The organism is Ochrobactrum sp. P6BSIII (genome assembly GCF_014138065.1).
GTDB lineage: Bacteria > Pseudomonadota > Alphaproteobacteria > Rhizobiales > Rhizobiaceae > Brucella.
In genome coordinates this window covers 223,424-240,311 of sequence record NZ_JACGXB010000002.1, presented here as the reverse complement: position 1 = coordinate 240,311, position 16,888 = coordinate 223,424, and the positions used below count along the sequence as shown (strand labels likewise).

The window sequence follows — 16,888 nt, the reverse complement described above, 5'->3', positions numbered from 1 at the left end:
GGTAAAGCATTCAGACTACACGTTCCTGTCCAGTGACGGCAGAAACGGCAATGCGGGCACCCGTTCATGAAAACGCCGCTCACAATCAGGAGCGAAAACAATGACCACAGCTATGACCGCTGGGCACACTACTATTGACTTCAAGCATCAGGCTCGCCGTTTACGGCAAGCTTTGAGCGAGGAAGGTATTACCATCAGCCACGGCAAGGCGCTCGATCTCGTGGCCCGCCAGTCGGGCACGCGTGACTGGAACACACTTGCCGCCACCGGCGGCAAGGCGGAAGCCGCGCCGGTTGCCGTGCAGGACGACACTGCACCCTATCGTGTCGGCCAGCGCACCTCCGGCATGTTTCACACCACGCCCTTCGACGCTCGCATTATCGGCGTTGAGGAAACCATCAAGCCCGATCTGTGGCGGATCACATTGCAGTTCGACCCGGCGATTGATGTTGCCGTTTCCCCGAACATGTCGATGCGCCGCAGACGCTTTACGATTGTTGTCGGCAGCGACGGAAAGTCCCGCCGTTTGACCGGCAGCGAGAGTGGCGGCGTGGTATTGAACGTCCAATAATTGCGGATGCGGCATTTGCAGCGCACGATTCAGAAAGGTTGACGCGCTTTTCCGACAGGATTATGCGCATCAATCAACAGTCGAACCATCTGCACCGCCTTGAAACGGTCTGGATGGTTCGATAAATCCGCCGCAGGTTGCGACCTATTGGGCAGTTTTGGCCTGAAACGTTGACTCTCGGCAATGCTGATGTAAACCAGTTCGCAATATAGCTAATAGCCAACCGACAGGTTCAGGACATGGATAAGTTCACCAAGCTCACCGGCGTCGCCGCTCCCCTGCCGATCGTCAACATCGACACGGATATGATCATTCCGAAGGATTACCTGAAGACGATCAAGCGCACGGGCCTGAGCAAGGGTCTGTTTGCGGAAATGCGCTTCAACGAAGACGGTTCCGAAAACCCTGATTTCGTTCTGAACAAGCCCGGCTATCGCAACGCCCAGATTCTGGTCGCTGGCGATAATTTCGGTTGCGGCTCCTCGCGCGAGCACGCCCCTTGGGCTCTGCTCGATTTCGGCATTCGTTGCGTGATCTCGACCTCTTTCGCCGACATCTTCTACAATAACTGCTTCAAGAACGGCATTCTGCCGATCAAGGTCAGCCAGGAAGATCTCGACAAGCTGATGGACGACGCTTCGCGCGGCGCCAACGCCACCCTCACGGTCGATCTCGACGCAAAGGAAATCCATGGCCCTGACGGCGGCACGATTTCCTTCGACCTCGACGATTTCAAGCGCCACTGCCTGCTCAACGGTCTGGACGATATCGGCCTGACCATGGAAAAGGCGAAGAGCATCGACACGTTCGAAGCCAAGCGCGCCGAACTGCGTCCCTGGGCCTGATGACACACACTGCGTTTTACGCGGCCTTTAAGCCCGGTGGCCTGAGCAATTGAATAGGACACGATTGGCTGGAATGGCCCGAGAAGATCAAAGCGGCGACTGGGCGGGACGTTTCTCGCCCTCGCTGGACGAAGTTGAATCCATCGCGATTGAAGCTCTTGCGCATCTGCCGCAGGAGTTTCGCGCGTTGTGCGGCGACATTGTCATTCAGATCGCCGATTTTCCTGAAGACCAGATTATCGAAGATATGGGGCTGGATACGCCGTTCGACCTGCTCGGCCTTTTTGAAGGTCGTGGCATAGGCGAGCGTTTCAGCTTGCAAACCGGCGAAGGTCCGAACCGCATCACGCTCTATCGGCGCGCCATTCTCGATTACTGGTCCGAAAATGAGGAAACGCTGGGCGATATCATCACCCATGTGCTTATTCACGAGATAGGCCATCACTTCGGCCTGTCGGACGACGACATGGAAGCAATCGAAGCCCAGGCCGAATAACGCTCGGTGGATATCAATTGAAAAAGGCGCCCTCATCGGGCGCCTTTTTGTTTGGCGTCAGGCGACGCTCAAACGCACGTCGATATTGCCGCGCGTGGCATGCGAATAGGGGCAAACGATGTGAGCGGCCTGCACCAGCTCTTCCGCTTTTGCCTTTTCGACACCCGGAAGCGCCACTTCAAGCGCAACATCAAGGCCGAAACCGGTGCCATCTTCGCGCGGACCGATACCGACAGTGGCGGTGACCGTGCTGTCGGCTGCAATGGCAACCTTCTCCTTGGAAGCCACGAACTTCAACGCGCCAAGGAAGCATGCTGCATAACCAGATGCGAAAAGCTGCTCAGGATTGGTGCCCTCGCCGCCCTGACCGCCGAGCTCCTTCGGCGTGTCGAGCACAACACTGAGGCGTCCATCTGCGGTCTTGGCGCTGCCGGTACGTCCGCCGGTTGCTGTCGACTGGGTGGTGTACAGAATAGGCATTCGGTTTCTCCTTCAGTTGAATTCATCTTCAAACACAAGCTATCGAAAATTAAATTGCGCGCAATCTAATTTTGCGAAACCATTTCTCACAATTATGTGATGCACAATGCAATTGCGCATGACTTATGATAAGAAAGCTAAGCGCGAAAACGGCGTTTGAAGGAATTGGCGCATGACACAGGACTCATTTCTCAAACTTTCGAACATGGTCTGCTTTGCGATCTATTCGACCGCGAACGCCCTGACGCGCGCCTACCAGCCAATCCTGAGCAAGCTGGACCTGACCTATCCGCAGTTTCTGGTGATGCTGGTGCTTTGGGAAAAGGACGATCAGACCGTTTCAGAAATTGGCGCGAAGCTCAATCTCGATTCCGGCACCCTGACGCCGCTTCTGAAAAGGCTGGAAACGGCAGGCCGCATCACGCGCCGCCGCGACCCACGGGATGAACGGCAAGTGCGCATCACGCTCACCGAAGAAGGCCTCGAATTGCACAAGGCGGCCGAGACTGTGCCGGATCAGATCTTCTGTGCGCTCGGTCAGCCGGTCGATGACTTGAAGGAGTTGCGCTCCCGTCTGCTCGACATTCGCAGCAATCTGGCCGACAGCGTGGAGCGCTAACAGATCACCCTAAAAGAAAAGCGCCGGTTTCCCGGCGCTTTCGCATTTCACAAGATAGCAGGGCTATCAGGCAGCAAGTGCCTTCGGCTTGATCAGGTCGCGAGCGACGAGCAGCTCTGCGATCTGGATCGTGTTGAGCGCTGCGCCCTTGCGCAGATTGTCCGAGACAATCCACATGGCCAGACCGTTTTCAACCGTGATGTCTTCACGGATACGGCTGATATAGGTCGCGTCTTCGCCAGCGGATTCATATGGCGTGATGTAGCCGCCGTCTTCGCGCTTATCGATAACCTGGCAACCCGGCGCTTCGCGCAGGATTTCACGGGCTTCTTCCGGCGACAGCGGGTTTTCGAATTCGATATTCACAGCTTCCGAGTGACCGATGAAAACCGGAACGCGAACTGCAGTTGCCGTCAGCTTGATCTTCGGATCAAGCATCTTCTTGGTTTCGGCCACCATCTTCCATTCTTCCTTGGTGTAGCCGTCTTCCATGAAGACATCGATATGCGGGATCACGTTGAACGCGATGCGCTTGGTGAACTTCTTCGCCGTGACAGGGTCAGCCACGAAAACAGCGCGCGACTGTTCGAACAGTTCGTCCATGCCTTCCTTGCCCGCGCCGGAAACCGACTGGTAGGTCGAAACGACGACGCGCTTGATCTTGGCAGCGTCATGCAGCGGCTTCAGAGCAACGACGAGCTGCGCGGTCGAGCAGTTCGGGTTGGCAATGATGTTCTTCTTGGTGAAACCCGTGATGGCGTCCGGATTGACCTCCGGAACGATCAGCGGCACGTCCATGTCATAGCGCCAGGCCGACGAATTATCGATGACGACGCAGCCCTGCTTGCCGATCTTTGGCGACCATTCCTGCGAAATCGTGCCGCCAGCCGACATCAGGCAGATGTCCGTATCGGAGAAATCGTAAGTGTCGAGCGCGCGAACCTTCAGCGTCTTGTCGCCATAGGACACTTCCGTACCCTGGCTGCGGCGCGATGCGAGCGCAACAACTTCATCAGCCGGGAAACCGCGTTCTTCGAGAATATTGAGCATTTCGCGCCCGACATTACCGGTGGCGCCGACAACTGCTACCTTGAAACCCATTTTTCGTCTCCTGTCCCTCTCCGCTTCCAGATCCGGAACCCCGCAGGCCACGCGGGTTATCCGTCCCCGGGCCAGACCCGGGGAGAGGGCGAGCAGGCCAAGGGAATCAGACCGTTTTCGTGGTCGTTTTAGTGATGGCCGTGAGTTTTTTGGTAATCGAAGGCATGCGTGCTGCCCCGGCAATGATGCCGGCAGTTCCAGACGAAACTGACGCTACGGTAACGCGATCCACGCGATTTCTCCTTCGTTCGGGATTGCTTTTACGCGCTTTATAAATGGAGTCAATTCTCCACCGCTCCCGCCCTGTATTTTTTTGCGCCGCAAGTAACCATGACCGGCGTCAAGCTGTCGTTTTTGTCTCATACTAAAGACTACTGCCCGAATCTCCTTTTTAGGTTCATCATAATTTGGTGAGGAGAGCGCCCTCTTGTTGGGAGACAAGTTGGCGCATCAGACTGGTTCCATTTGTACGGCGAATGAAGCGCAGTCTTACATTACCCATCATGGGCTCTGTTTGGGAGGACAGATTAATGGCAGTCTCGTCAAGTGCCGACGTCGGCACGCAGAAAATGACGGGCGAAGAACGCAAAGTCATCTTTGCATCGTCGCTTGGTACCGTTTTTGAATGGTACGACTTTTATCTTTACGGAACGCTCGCTTCCTTTATCGGCGCAGCCTTTTTCAACGAATATCCAGAAGCAACGCGCAATATCTTCGTCCTGCTGGCTTTTGCAGCGGGCTTTCTGGTGCGCCCGTTCGGTGCGCTTGTCTTTGGTCGCCTTGGCGATCTCGTCGGACGCAAATATACCTTCCTCGTGACCATCGTCATCATGGGCGCATCGACCTTTCTGGTCGGCCTTCTGCCCGGCTCGTCCACGCTTGGCATTCTGGCTCCGATCATCCTGATCGCGCTGCGTATGCTGCAGGGTCTCGCGCTTGGCGGCGAATATGGCGGTGCGGCCACTTATGTCGCGGAACACGCTCCAAATAATCGTCGCGGCTTCTTCACCTCGTGGATTCAGACCACTGCAACGCTCGGTCTGTTCCTATCGCTGCTGGTCATTCTCGGCATCCAGACGGTCATGAGCAAGGAAGCCTTCGCAGCCTGGGGCTGGCGTATTCCTTTCCTCGTCTCGATCCTTCTGCTGGGCATTTCCGTCTGGATCCGCATGCAGATGAGCGAGTCGCCTGCGTTCAAGCGCATGAAAGAAGAAGGCAAGACCTCGAAGGCGCCGCTTTCCGAAGCTTTCGGCCAGTGGAAAAATGCCAAGATCGCGCTTATCGCGCTGTTCGGCCTCACTGCCGGTCAGGCCGTGGTCTGGTATTGCGGCCAGTTCTATGCGCTGTTCTTCCTTCAGAACGTTCTGAAGGTGGAAAACCAGTCGGCCAACATCATGGTGGCCATCGCCCTTCTGCTCGGCACCGGCGGTTTCGTCTTCTTTGGCTGGCTGTCGGACAAGATCGGTCGCAAGCCGATCATCATGGCCGGTCTGCTTCTGGCTGCCGTGACCTACTTTCCGCTGTTCAAGGCTCTGACCAATGCCGCCAATCCGGCTCTGGCACAGGCTGAACAGACCATCAAGGCAACTGTCACTGCAGCACCTGGCGATTGTAACTTCCAGTTCAACGCCACGGGCACGTCCAAGTTCACCAGCTCCTGCGATGTCGCGACCAGCTTCCTCGCAAAAAGCTCGGTGCCTTATGAGGTCGTGCAGACCGCTGCGGCTGGCACGCCTGCAACCGTCACCATCGGCGATGCAACGATCACGTCCTTCGACGCCATTCAGGCTGGTGCAGGTGCTGCCGCCAAGCAGACTGAACTGGCGCATGGTGTGAACCTCGCTCTCCAGAAGGCTGGTTTCCCGCTGGTGCGCGATCCTGCAAAGGTGCCAGACAGCAAGCTTGACGCCTTCCTGACCGCCAATCCGGAACTTCAGCTCAATGCTGATGCCGTCCGCGCTGGCGACAAGGCAATGGTTCCTGCTGCCGATCTGGTGAAGCAGAAGCTCCTGACCCAGACTGAAGCCGAAGGTCTCGGCGTCAGCGCCGATCAGGCCGTCTACACCATCCCGAATGCAGGTGCATTCAAGATGGTGGCAGACCCAGCCAAGGTGAACTGGGTCATGACGATTGCGATCCTGACCATCCTCGTCATCTATGTGACGATGGTCTATGGTCCGATTGCTGCAATCCTGGTGGAAATGTTCCCGACCCGCATCCGCTACACCGGCATGTCGCTGCCTTATCATATCGGCAACGGTTGGTTCGGCGGTCTGCTTCCGGCTGGTGTATTCGCACTCAGCGCGGCGAAGGGCGACATTTACTATGGTCTCTGGTACCCGATTGTCATCGCTTCCATCACCTTCGTGATCGGCATGATCTTCGTCAAGGAAACCAAAGGCGTCGACCTGCACAAGCTCGACTAGTTCTGCGACATCAACAATGTGAAACGCCGCCCCGAAAGGGCGGCGTTTTCGCGTCTGCATATAGAATTTCAGCGATATTGCGCTTCAATTTCGATCAGTTTCTGTTTGCGCCAGAGACCACCGCCATAACCGGTCAAAGAGCCATCGGCACCGATCACACGATGACACGGGATGATAATGGCGATCTGGTTCGCCCCATTGGCACGCGCAACCGCCCTGACGGCGAGCGGCTTGTCGATAGCCTGCGCAAGCTCGCTATAGCTGCGCGTTTCCCCTGCCCCAATTGTCTGAAGTTCACGCCACACGGCCTGCGTGAAAGCGCTGCCATGTAACACCATCGGCAAGTCGAACGTCGGCGATTTGCCTTCAAAAAAAGCGTTCAGCTGTCGCTCGACCAGATCATGCGTGCCGAAGCGGCCGATGCCGATATCACCGCGGCAGGTAGCATAGAGTTTTTTCAACTCGGCGGAGAGCGCCTTGCGGTCTGCAAATTCCAGCAGATGCAGATTTTTCGCATCGCAAATGGCGATCATCGTACCAAGCGGTGACTTGATCCAATCAGCGCGCAACAGGCCGTCACCACGCAACTTTGCCGGTGGAAGACCGAGAATGCGGGCAAAGGCGCTACGAAACGCTTCCGGCGATTCAAAACCCGCATCGATCTGTGCGTCGATGACCCGGCCTCCGTCGGCCAAAGCCTGAAAGCCATGGCGCAGGCGTTCCTGCCGCGCCATTTCCAGAAATGTCATGCCAAAATGCCGTCGGAAGCTGCGCCGCACTGTGGAGAGGTCAAGCCCCATCCGCGCGACATCGTCCTCGCTCCAGCGGCGTTCGGGATCGGCCTCCAAAGCGTCAAGCAGCCTCTTGATGGAAGGCTCCGCTTCGGCGGCAGGTTGCAGCGGATGACACCTTTTGCAGGCGCGGAAGCCATCCGCCATGCATTCAGCAACGGAAGCGAAAAAGCGGCAGTTTTCCCGGCGCGGTTTCCGCGCAGGGCAAGTCAGGCGGCAAAAAATGCCGGTCGAGACGACACCAACATAGGCCCTGCCCTCATAAGAGACATCGCGGGCCAGCAGCGCGTCGTAGAGTTTGTCTTGGTTTGGGAGCGTGAACAACATGACACGCATTCTTATCCGTCCATCCGCAAATTACAGCCTCAAATCGGGCATCTATTTCCGAAAAGAAAAGCCCGCCGGTATTGTCCAGCGGGCTTTCCAATTAGCATCTTATCGGCTGGTGATTAAGCCGAAAGCGCCTTGAACTTGGCGAGGATCGCATCACCCATTTCGGTGGTGCCAACCTTGGTCGTGCCTTCCGACCAGATGTCAGCCGTGCGGATGCCATCGTCGAGAACACCGGCAATCGCAGCTTCCAGACGATCAGCTTCGGCCACCAGATTGAACGAATAACGCAGGCACATGGCAAGCGAAGCGATCATGGCGATCGGGTTAGCAATGCCCTTGCCAGCGATATCCGGTGCCGAACCGTGTACCGGCTCGTAAAGCGCCTTGCGCTTGCCGGTCTTGGCATCGACTGCGCCAAGCGAAGCCGATGGCAGCATGCCGAGCGAACCGGTCAGCATGGCAGCAACGTCCGACAGCATGTCGCCGAACAGGTTGTCGGTCACGATGACGTCGAACTGCTTCGGCCAGCGAACGAGCTGCATGCCGCCAGCATCGGCCAGCATATGCTCCAGTTCCACATCGGAATGCTTTTCCTTGTGACGTGCCGTAACGACCTGATTCCAGAGCACGCCCGACTTCATCACATTGCGCTTTTCCATCGAGGTGACCTTGTTGCGGCGCGTGCGCGCCAGCTCGAAAGCCACATCGGTGATGCGTTCGATTTCGTAGGTGTCATAAACCTGCGTGTCGATGCCGCGCTTCTGACCATTGCCGAGATCGATGATTTCCTTCGGCTCGCCGAAGTAGACGCCACCGGTCAATTCGCGCAGAATCAGAATGTCGAGGCCTTCGATCACTTCCGGCTTCAGCGAAGAGGAATGTGCGAGCGCCGGGTAGCAGATAGCCGGACGCAAGTTTGCGTAAAGCTGCATGTCCTTACGCAGACGCAGAAGACCAGCTTCCGGGCGCACTTCATAAGGCACGCTATCCCACTTCGGGCCGCCAACAGCGCCAAACAGCGTGGCATCAGCAGCCAGCGCCTTCTCCATATCGGCATCCGAAATCGCCTGACCATGCGCGTCATAAGCGCAGCCGCCAACCAGACCTTCCTCGGTTTCAAAGCCGAGCTTGAGGTCCGAATTGAGGTAAGCGATGATCTTGCGGACTTCCGCCATGGCCTCGGGACCGATGCCATCGCCGGGCAGGAGAAGAAGTTTTCTGGTTGCCATAATGCCAAGCCTCTGTTTTTCAATGCACAATCACGAAAAACCGGGCGTCTTCCGAAATTGTTTTTCAAAGTTCCGGGAGGGTTATAGAGCCCCGTTGCGTGGCAGGCAACAATCAGCAGGCATGAAACTTATGAAAAAGATCAGGGCCTGTGCAGAAATTAAATAACCAACGGGACGGTCAGTCCACCAGCGTCCGTGCTTCGGATGGCAGCATGATCGGAATGCCGCCGCGCACCGGATAGGCAAGCTTTGCCTTACGTGAAATCAGCTCGCTATGCTCTGCGTCATATTCCAGCGGACCTTTGGTCAGCGGGCAGACCAGCAGCTCAAGAAGGCGCACATCAATGCTGCCGGTATCAGTTGTTTCATTCACCATTTCATATCCTCCGGATCATTGCAGGCGCGATCCGTAATCGTCGTCTTTTACTCTCGCCAGCACCATTTCCGTAATGGCGATCAGCGTCGCAGCGCGTGTCTTGAGATCGGGGGCCTCCAGCAGCGCCTGTTTCTCCGCTGGGCCAAAAGGCGACATGATCGACAGCGCATTGACGAGCGTTTCGTTTCCGGCGCGGGCGATGCTCTCCCAGTCGGCTTCCAGATTATGCGCTTCGAGATAATCCCGGAAGGCGCGCAGCAACGCTTCGCGATCAATATCCGCCGTATCGCGCACCTCTTCCAGATCAGTCAGAAACGGCATGATGCGGCACTGGCGATAAGGCTGACGGCAATTGACCTCTTCCTTCACACGGAAGCGACAGATGCCCTGCAACGTGATCAGCAATCGGCCATCGCCGGTCTCCGCATAGGTCGTTATGCGACCGAGGCAGCCAATACTGCTCAGTGGCGGGCGCAGGGTTTCATCCAGTTCATTGACGATCTCGTCGTCGTCTTCATCATCGATTTGCGGCTGGATCATACCGATGATCCGCTTGCCGGCGAGAGCGCTTTCGATCATCGCCAGATAACGCGGCTCGAATATGTTCAACGGAAGCTGGCCGCCGGGCAAAAGCAGTGCACCTTTCAGCGGAAATACTGGAACCAGATCCGGTATGTCGGAACCCGTTCTGTAACGGGCATTACCCACTTGCATTGCAACCTCCTTTGGAATGCTCCGCGCAATTGTCGCGCGCAGCATGCCGACAGTCCTGTTTCCCGCCGCTCGGCTCGCTTACGAAAACAGCAGCGAAGACAGTTTCCGGCGTGCCGAAAGCGTCGCCGGATCCGTATTGCCCCATGCTTCGAAGAACTGGAGCAGCTGCATGCGCGCGCCGTCTTCGTTCCAGCTGCGATCGGCCTTCATGATGGTCAGCAGTTCATTGGCGGCATCTTCGCGACGGCCCTGCGCGTTGCGCACCTGCGCCAGATCGAAACGCGCCTGATAATCCTGCGGATCGGCCTGAAGGCGTTTTTCCAGCGCAACCGGATCACCAATCAGCTTGACCTGATCGGCAAGCGCCACCTTGGCTTCAAGCGCGCGCACCGATGCCACATTCTGCTTATCGGCGGGAATGGTTGCGAGAATTTCGCGTGCCTGCTCCGCATCGCCTGATTCCAGAACACAGGATGCCAGACCGACAATCGCATCGACATTGTCGGGTGCAGCCTGAAGGATCGAATTGAAAATGTCGCCGGCCTGCACGTAATCGCCAGACTCAAGCAGTTCCTGCGCGGCAGTAACCGCCTCGGCAATCGCGTTTTCCTGGTCGCTCGGGCCACCGATCTTGGCGATGAATTCCTTCACCTTCGATTCCGGCAATGCGCCCATGAAACCATCGACCGGCTGGCCGTTGACGAAGGCGATAACCGCCGGAATGGACTGAATGCCAAGCTGGCCCGGAATGGACGGATGATCGTCGATGTTCATCTTGACCAGCTTCACCGCGCCGCCCGCTTCCTTGACGGCCTTTTCGATGACCGGCGTGAGCTGCTTGCAGGGTCCGCACCAAGGGGCCCAGAAATCGACCAGAACCGGCTGCTGACGCGATTCGGCCAAAACGTCGGTCTGGAATGCCGCTGTCGTCGTATCCTTGATCAGGTCCGATCCGCCTGCTGGCGCGGAAGCCGAACCGAAAGAAACATTTGCCGTCATCTGGCCGCCCGCATTGGCGTAAGGATTGTTCTGGCTGGTCATGGAATATTCCTCATATCTTCCGGCCCGTTCATGCACCCCGCATCACAGCCGGTGTCGATCTTTCAGTTCGTGCCAATCAATTTGTATCTGTTCCGGCGGATTTCAAGACGCGTAGTCTATACCGTTGCGTCTGCCTTCGCACCTTCTGATACTGCAAGGATACGCGGTTCGTGGCCGGTCGATTTCAGAAAAGTGATAAGGTCTTCGCGGCGGATAGAAGTGGTTGCTTCATTGGTCAGCGGATGCCCGTTGATGACATCATATTTCATCAGATATGCATCGATAATAACCTGAACATTATGATCACGGTCATTGATTGCGCCGAAGACGGTCACCGATCCCGGAATGACGCCCAGATACTCCAGCAGCTTCTCCGGTTTACCGAACGAAACGCGACTTGCAGCACCGATTACCTGATGGATCGATTTCAGATCGACCACGGCATCCTCTTCCACGGTCACGAGGAAGAAATTGTCTTTCTTGTCTTTCAGGAACAGGTTTTTCGTGTGTCCGCCGGGAATTTCGCCACGCAACCCTTGGGAATCTGCAACCGTAAACAAAGGCGGGTGCTCAACGGTCGTCACCTCGATGCCGAGGTTTTGCAGATGATCGAGAAGCTCCTTCGGCGACAAGGCCATGATTCCACCCATTTCTATTCGATATTCAAATTGTTCCGTAAAGGCTTATAGACCAAGCGCCCGATAGCTGTAACCATCCGAATGGAACTTTGGACAATCTCCCAAAATAGACATTTTATTGTAATTTGCCTGTTGCATTCCGAAAAGCCTTAGTCCATATAGCGCCTGTCTGACGAAAACGACTTCCTTCGGAAACGTTTTCAGGTCGAAACTGGCGCGAGCGGGTGTAGCTCAGGGGTAGAGCACAACCTTGCCAAGGTTGGGGTCGAGGGTTCGAATCCCTTCGCCCGCTCCAGTTTCCAGCAGGCACTTTCAAAATCCCGGCTTCGTCCGGGATTTTTGCTTTTCTGGCCCCCTCTTTTTCAAACTGAGTTCAACAATTCGCCAGCGAAACTGAGCTTGCGCTCAGTTGCCGACAAATTCGAACTTGTCTACGTCGACCAGACCTCGATCCGTGATTTTCAGATGCGGAATCACCGGCAGCGCGACAAAAGCCAGCTGCAGGAAGGGTTCTTCGAGAACAGAGCCCAGCTCTTCCGCCGCATGGCGCAGCTTCCGCAGTTCCTCGCGTACCACTTCGTAAGGCTGGTCGCTCATAAGCCCCGCAATCGGCAAAGGCAGCTCGGCCAGCACCTTGCCATCCCGCACAACAACGAAGCCGCCTTCGATTTCGCCAAGACGGTTAGCCGCGACGGCGATATCTTCATCCGATGTGCCGACGACACAGATATTGTGGCTGTCATGGCTGACAGTCGACGCAATAGCTCCTGCTTTCAGCCCGAAACCATGCACGAAACCGGTGGCTATATTGCCGTTCTTGCCGTGACGCTCGACAACCGCGATTTTCACGACATCCTGTTCCAGATCCGGCTCAACGCCCTTCGGCCCGACTTTCAGCTCGAATTCGAGGCTCTCGGTGATGATCTTGCCCGGAATAATACCGATGGCGCGCGTCTTGCCGCTGTTTGAATGCGAACGGAAATTGGCGGCACCGACGCGCTGCGCCTTCACGCTGTTGCGCCCCACTTCGGCAATTGTCTTGCGCTGGGCAAACAGGTCTTCTGAAACCACGCGTCCAGCCGACAAAACGATCTCGGCATGGCAACCTTCCAGACTATCGACAACAACAAGATCGGCGCGCTGCCCCGGCGCCACCAGCCCACGGTCGAACAGGCCAAAAGCACGGGCCGCGGAAACACTGGCCACACGATAGATGGCCAAAGGCGACACGCCACCGGCAATAGCGGTCCGGATCAGATAATCGAGATGGCCCTGATCGGCGATATCCAGCGGATTGCGGTCGTCGGTGCAAAGCGCCAGAAACTGCGCGTGACGCTCGGTGATGATCGGCATCAGCGCCTTGAGATCCTTGGACACAGAGCCTTCGCGGACCAGGACATGCATGCCCTTGCGCATCTTCTCCAGCGCTTCTTCCGCGCTTGTCGCCTCGTGCTCGGTACGGATGCCAACAGAAATGTAACCGTTCAGGTCCTTGCCGCGCAGCAGCGGTGCGTGACCGTCGATGTGTCGTCCCTGAAAAGCCTGAAGCTTGGCCATACATTCCGGGTCCTTGGCCAGAACGCCCGGAAAATTCATGAACTCGGCCAGACCGATCACCTTCGGATGATCCGCAAAGGGCAGAAGATCGCCGATCAGCAGTTCAGCGCCCGCCGTTTCCATATGGGTGGCGGGCACACAGCTCGACAGCTGAACGCGAATGTCCATCACGGTTTCCAGCGCGCTATCCAGGAAGTATTTGATGCCTTCCGCGCCCAGTACATTGGCGATTTCATGCGGGTCGCAGATCACCGTCGTCACGCCTTGCGGCAACACGCAGCGATCGAATTCATGCGGCGTGATATGCGAGGATTCGATATGCAGATGCGTATCGATAAAACCCGGAACAACAATGCGTCCCGTAATGTCGATTTCCTGCTTGCCGGAATAGGTGCCGAACGTGCCGACAATGCGATCGCCACAGATCGCAATATCGCTTTCCACGAGTTCGCCAGTGACCAGATCGAAGAAGCGACCACCTTTCAGCACGATATCGGCAGGCTCGCGGCCCACGCCCTGATCGATCACCCGTTCCAGCATCGCTAACTCCGTTCACACCTGAATCAATTCAAGTAGGTTATCATAATGCAAGATGCGGCGGTAAGGTCGCCCTTCCGCCGCATCTTCGCCAATCATTGCCTGTGTTACCGGCGATATTCGATCATACGGCTGCGGCTCAAAACCAGTTCCAGACGATTATCGTCGAGTTGGTGCAGACATATGCGCCGCGTCCACGGGCCATCGTGCAGCGTAAAAAGCGCCCGACCATTGCCAATGTCTTCCAGCGGCATTGCGCGACGCGTAGGGCCTATACCCCAAATCACATGCCCGTCCTTGATGTCGAAACTGGCGCCATAGGCTGATGCCTGCCAGTGGCCATCCAGTTCTCGTCCGGCAGGCGTCACCGATGCAGGTTTCAGGCGGCATGGAGCATAACCGATTTCGCCTTCCAGCGCCTCGCCCGTCCAGCGCAGCTTGACCGGCGACGACGCGGAGAGCGACGAGAACCAGCCATCGCCGACATTGTACAACGTGTCTTCGGCATCGAGGCTGTTTGCGACGCCATTGCGCATTTCCAGCCATAATGGGCCGGTTTCTGCGACGTAAAGCCCATCGGGAATAGCGCAGCTGGTATCGGGCAGCTGTAAGCCGTACAGAGCAGCCATGCAGTCCCGCGCGATTTTATACGTGTTGGCGTCTTCCCGGTTGGAGACGACAACCATGCCGCTTTTCTCCTGCGGATCGAGCAGAAAATAGCTTTTGTAACCGGGATGCGAACCGCCATGCCCGACAAATGCCTTGCCGTCCACCCCGTTCCAGCGCAGGCCAAGACCATAGCCTGTCGGGCGTCCGTTCGACAGGTTCCGCTCGGCTGATAAACTGGCGAGCAATCCCTTATAGGCCCCCTCACCCTCCAGCAGCGCTTGCGCCCATATGGTCAATGCCATGCCGCTGCCAACCAGAGAGCCAGAAGCGGAGAGGTGTAGCCCAGCAGCGCTCAATTGCCATTTATCGCCCGACTTCCAGTACCCCGGCGCCAATCCCTTGACGGGATCGTTCCAGAGGTCAGGCGTAGCGATCGACAGGCCGAGCGGCACGGAAACTTCAGACTGTATGAAATCGCGAAAGCGGAAACCCTTGCGCTCCAGTGCGGCTTCCACCAGACGATAGCCGGTATTGGAATAGGAGATTTCGCTGCCTGCTTCGAAATTGAGCCGGGTCAGCGATGCGAGAAAATCCAGAAGCTGGTTCGCCTCGGTCTGTGTGTAGACGGAAAGGCCAAGCAGCGTCAGGCATTCGCGCGCATCGGGCAGACCGCCGGTCATGTCCAGCGCCCGGCCGACAGTCACATCGGCCAGCGGGCTTTGCAGCTCGGGCAGATGGTCGCCAAGGCGATCATCAAGGCTGATGACATCGCTATGGCGCAGAACCATGGCGCAGAATAAATGCTTGGTGATTGAGGCATAGCGCACGACCGTATTGGCCGTAAACGGAACACCCGTTGCGAGGCTTTCCAGCCCGCCCGCATAGGCAAATTTGACCCCGTCCAGATCAAAACCGATAATCACGCCGCCGGGCTCGTCTTTCGCCCAGCTTCTCGAATAGACCTTCGCGGCCTGCGAGGCAGCGTTCCAGTCTGCATGCATTGACATAAGATCTCCGTCAGACAGCTCTTGCATTTCAACGCTCTCTGCGTGCGCATTCCCCCGCCGCCGAGCTGTTCCACGATCCAGGATGCCGGATGTATGCTTTTTCAAGAAACATCGGGGGCGGCATTCCAAGCGATTGTGGCCGGATTGCAGATAAAGCGGATTCTCTTGTCCATGCAAGACCGCCAGACAGCGTCACATGCGACACATGTTGCAGAAAACTCGTTTGCAATTTGCTGTCTGCGGGTCCACTACCCCCATGAACTGAACGATCAGCGTGAAGGAAATCTCCCAAGATGGCGACAGAACAACTGATTCCGGTATTCGATGGGCACAATGACGTTCTGCTGCGTTTGTGGTCTTCCAACAAGCCGGCCCCCGAAAAGCGGTTCCTTGAAGGTGAGGACGTCGGACATATTGACCTGCCCCGTGCCCGTAAAGGCGGGTTGGGCGGCGGGCTATGCGCGGTGTATGTTCCATCCCCTGCCCGCGAGCTGGATGCCGATGGTAATCTGCCGACGCCGAGCCAGCCGGACGCCATGAAGGCGACACTGGGCATGGCGGCAATCCTGCAAAATATCGAACGCAAATCGATGGGACAGGTGCGCATCTGCCGGACTGCCGCAGACATTCGCGATGCATTCGCCAAGGGTATCTTCGCTTCCGTCTTTCACATTGAAGGCGTGGAAGCTTTCGATGAAAGCCTCGACGCGCTTTATGTGCTGCATGCGGCGGGCCTGAGAACACTCGGTCCGGTATGGAGCCGCCCCAATATTTTCGCCCATGGCATTCCCTTCCGCTTTCCGTCATCGCCGGATATCGGGCCGGGCCTGACTGATCACGGCAAGGCGCTCATCCGCGCCTGCAATGAATTGAAGGTTATGGTCGATCTTTCCCATATGAATGAAAAAGGGTTCTGGGATATCGCAGCGCTGTCCGATGCACCGCTCGTCGCGTCGCATTCCAACGCCCATGCGCTTTGCCAGCAGAGCCGCAATCTGACCGACCGGCAGCTCGACGCCATTCGTGATACCGGCGGTCTTGTCGGCCTGAATTTCGGCGTCGGCTTCCTGCGCGAGGATGGCAGGCGCGACCCGAATACCGACCTGAATGAACTGGTGCGTCATGCGGATTATATCGTCAACCGCATCGGTATTGATCACCTTGCGCTGGGTTCGGATTTTGACGGCACGACGATCTCGAACAGCCTGCACAGCGCCGCTGATCTTCAGCGCGTGATCGCGACATTCCGTGCGCATGGCTACGACGATGCTTCCATCGTCAAGCTCGCCCATGGAAACTGGATTGACGTGCTTGAACGCACCTGGGGCGAATAAGCAGCTGAACCAATCTACACATCTCAATAGGATATCGAGGAGGCCCTCCAAGGCCTCCTTTTTTTCGTTCAAGACAGCAGCGTCAGTCTCCGATTACTGTTGCCTAACAGTCTCATCATAGGCGTCCTGTCTCAAAGTAATCCACAGTCCTTCACAATTTTTCGCCTAGCTTTCGATTTTTTTC

16 protein-coding genes and 1 tRNA gene are annotated in these 16,888 nt (G+C 56.8%); 7 read left to right on the top strand and 10 right to left on the bottom strand.

What is annotated here, in order from left to right:
- The first annotated feature begins 100 nt into the window (after positions 1-100).
- The 3 genes from FHW00_RS03455 to FHW00_RS03445 all read left to right on the top strand — a co-directional run bounded on the left by FHW00_RS03455 (position 101) and on the right by FHW00_RS03445 (position 1,912).
- A complete protein-coding gene (locus FHW00_RS03455) occupies positions 101-571 on the top strand; it encodes a glyoxalase superfamily protein (protein WP_078336903.1) in 471 nt (156 codons plus the stop codon).
- 239 nt (positions 572-810) lie between these two features.
- Positions 811-1,416 carry a 3-isopropylmalate dehydratase small subunit gene (gene leuD, locus FHW00_RS03450; RefSeq protein ID WP_078336902.1) on the top strand — a complete coding sequence of 202 codons (606 nt, stop codon included), beginning with the start codon at positions 811-813 and terminating at the stop codon, positions 1,414-1,416.
- A 73-nt stretch (positions 1,417-1,489) separates the two neighbouring features.
- On the top strand, positions 1,490-1,912 hold the full coding sequence (locus tag FHW00_RS03445; RefSeq protein WP_078336901.1) for a metallopeptidase family protein: 423 nt from the start codon (positions 1,490-1,492) through the stop codon (positions 1,910-1,912).
- A 57-nt stretch (positions 1,913-1,969) separates the two neighbouring features.
- On the opposite strand, the gene FHW00_RS03440 is transcribed toward FHW00_RS03445, so the two are convergent.
- Positions 1,970-2,392, bottom strand: coding sequence for an organic hydroperoxide resistance protein (locus FHW00_RS03440; RefSeq protein WP_078336900.1), 423 nt, complete (start codon positions 2,390-2,392; stop codon positions 1,970-1,972).
- 172 nt (positions 2,393-2,564) lie between these two features.
- Between FHW00_RS03440 and FHW00_RS03435 the strand changes: the two genes are divergently transcribed.
- A complete protein-coding gene (locus tag FHW00_RS03435; protein WP_078336899.1) occupies positions 2,565-3,011 on the top strand; it encodes a MarR family winged helix-turn-helix transcriptional regulator in 447 nt (148 codons plus the stop codon).
- 66 nt (positions 3,012-3,077) lie between these two features.
- Here the strand turns inward: FHW00_RS03435 and FHW00_RS03430 are convergent, their stop codons facing one another.
- Positions 3,078-4,112, bottom strand: coding sequence for an aspartate-semialdehyde dehydrogenase (locus tag FHW00_RS03430; protein WP_078336898.1), 1,035 nt, complete (start codon positions 4,110-4,112; stop codon positions 3,078-3,080).
- 530 nt (positions 4,113-4,642) lie between these two features.
- Between FHW00_RS03430 and FHW00_RS03425 the strand changes: the two genes are divergently transcribed.
- Positions 4,643-6,538 (top strand): MFS transporter, encoded by a 1,896-nt coding sequence (locus FHW00_RS03425; protein ID WP_078336897.1) that lies wholly within the window; start codon positions 4,643-4,645, stop codon positions 6,536-6,538.
- A 68-nt stretch (positions 6,539-6,606) separates the two neighbouring features.
- Here the strand turns inward: FHW00_RS03425 and FHW00_RS03420 are convergent, their stop codons facing one another.
- From FHW00_RS03420 to FHW00_RS03395, 6 genes are all read right to left on the bottom strand, one after another.
- Entirely contained in the window at positions 6,607-7,656 is a 1,050-nt protein-coding gene (locus tag FHW00_RS03420) for a bifunctional transcriptional activator/DNA repair enzyme AdaA (protein ID WP_078337076.1), read from the bottom strand.
- 122 nt (positions 7,657-7,778) lie between these two features.
- The gene (gene leuB / locus FHW00_RS03415) at positions 7,779-8,891 is read right to left on the bottom strand and encodes a 3-isopropylmalate dehydrogenase (protein ID WP_078336896.1); all 1,113 of its coding nucleotides are present in this window, start codon (positions 8,889-8,891) and stop codon (positions 7,779-7,781) included.
- A 178-nt stretch (positions 8,892-9,069) separates the two neighbouring features.
- The gene (locus tag FHW00_RS03410) at positions 9,070-9,267 is read right to left on the bottom strand and encodes a Trm112 family protein (RefSeq protein WP_210276438.1); all 198 of its coding nucleotides are present in this window, start codon (positions 9,265-9,267) and stop codon (positions 9,070-9,072) included.
- A gap of 15 nt (positions 9,268-9,282) precedes the next feature.
- Positions 9,283-9,981 (bottom strand): LON peptidase substrate-binding domain-containing protein, encoded by a 699-nt coding sequence (locus FHW00_RS03405; RefSeq protein ID WP_078337074.1) that lies wholly within the window; start codon positions 9,979-9,981, stop codon positions 9,283-9,285.
- A gap of 78 nt (positions 9,982-10,059) precedes the next feature.
- A complete protein-coding gene (gene trxA, locus FHW00_RS03400) occupies positions 10,060-11,022 on the bottom strand; it encodes a thioredoxin (RefSeq protein ID WP_078336895.1) in 963 nt (320 codons plus the stop codon).
- Between the two features lie 116 nt (positions 11,023-11,138).
- Positions 11,139-11,660 carry a prolyl-tRNA synthetase associated domain-containing protein gene (locus FHW00_RS03395; protein ID WP_078337073.1) on the bottom strand — a complete coding sequence of 174 codons (522 nt, stop codon included), beginning with the start codon at positions 11,658-11,660 and terminating at the stop codon, positions 11,139-11,141.
- Positions 11,661-11,880: 220 nt separating this feature from the next.
- On the opposite strand from FHW00_RS03395, the gene FHW00_RS03390 reads away from it, so the two are divergent.
- Positions 11,881-11,955 (top strand) — tRNA-Gly (locus tag FHW00_RS03390).
- 110 nt (positions 11,956-12,065) lie between these two features.
- Here FHW00_RS03390 and ade read toward each other — a convergent pair.
- Both ade and FHW00_RS03380 read right to left on the bottom strand, forming a co-directional pair.
- Positions 12,066-13,757, bottom strand: coding sequence for an adenine deaminase (gene ade, locus FHW00_RS03385; protein ID WP_078336894.1), 1,692 nt, complete (start codon positions 13,755-13,757; stop codon positions 12,066-12,068).
- A gap of 104 nt (positions 13,758-13,861) precedes the next feature.
- Positions 13,862-15,370 (bottom strand): serine hydrolase domain-containing protein, encoded by a 1,509-nt coding sequence (locus FHW00_RS03380; RefSeq protein WP_078336893.1) that lies wholly within the window; start codon positions 15,368-15,370, stop codon positions 13,862-13,864.
- Between the two features lie 293 nt (positions 15,371-15,663).
- Between FHW00_RS03380 and FHW00_RS03375 the strand changes: the two genes are divergently transcribed.
- Entirely contained in the window at positions 15,664-16,704 is a 1,041-nt protein-coding gene (locus FHW00_RS03375; RefSeq protein ID WP_078336892.1) for a dipeptidase, read from the top strand.
- Positions 16,705-16,888: the final 184 nt, after the last annotated feature.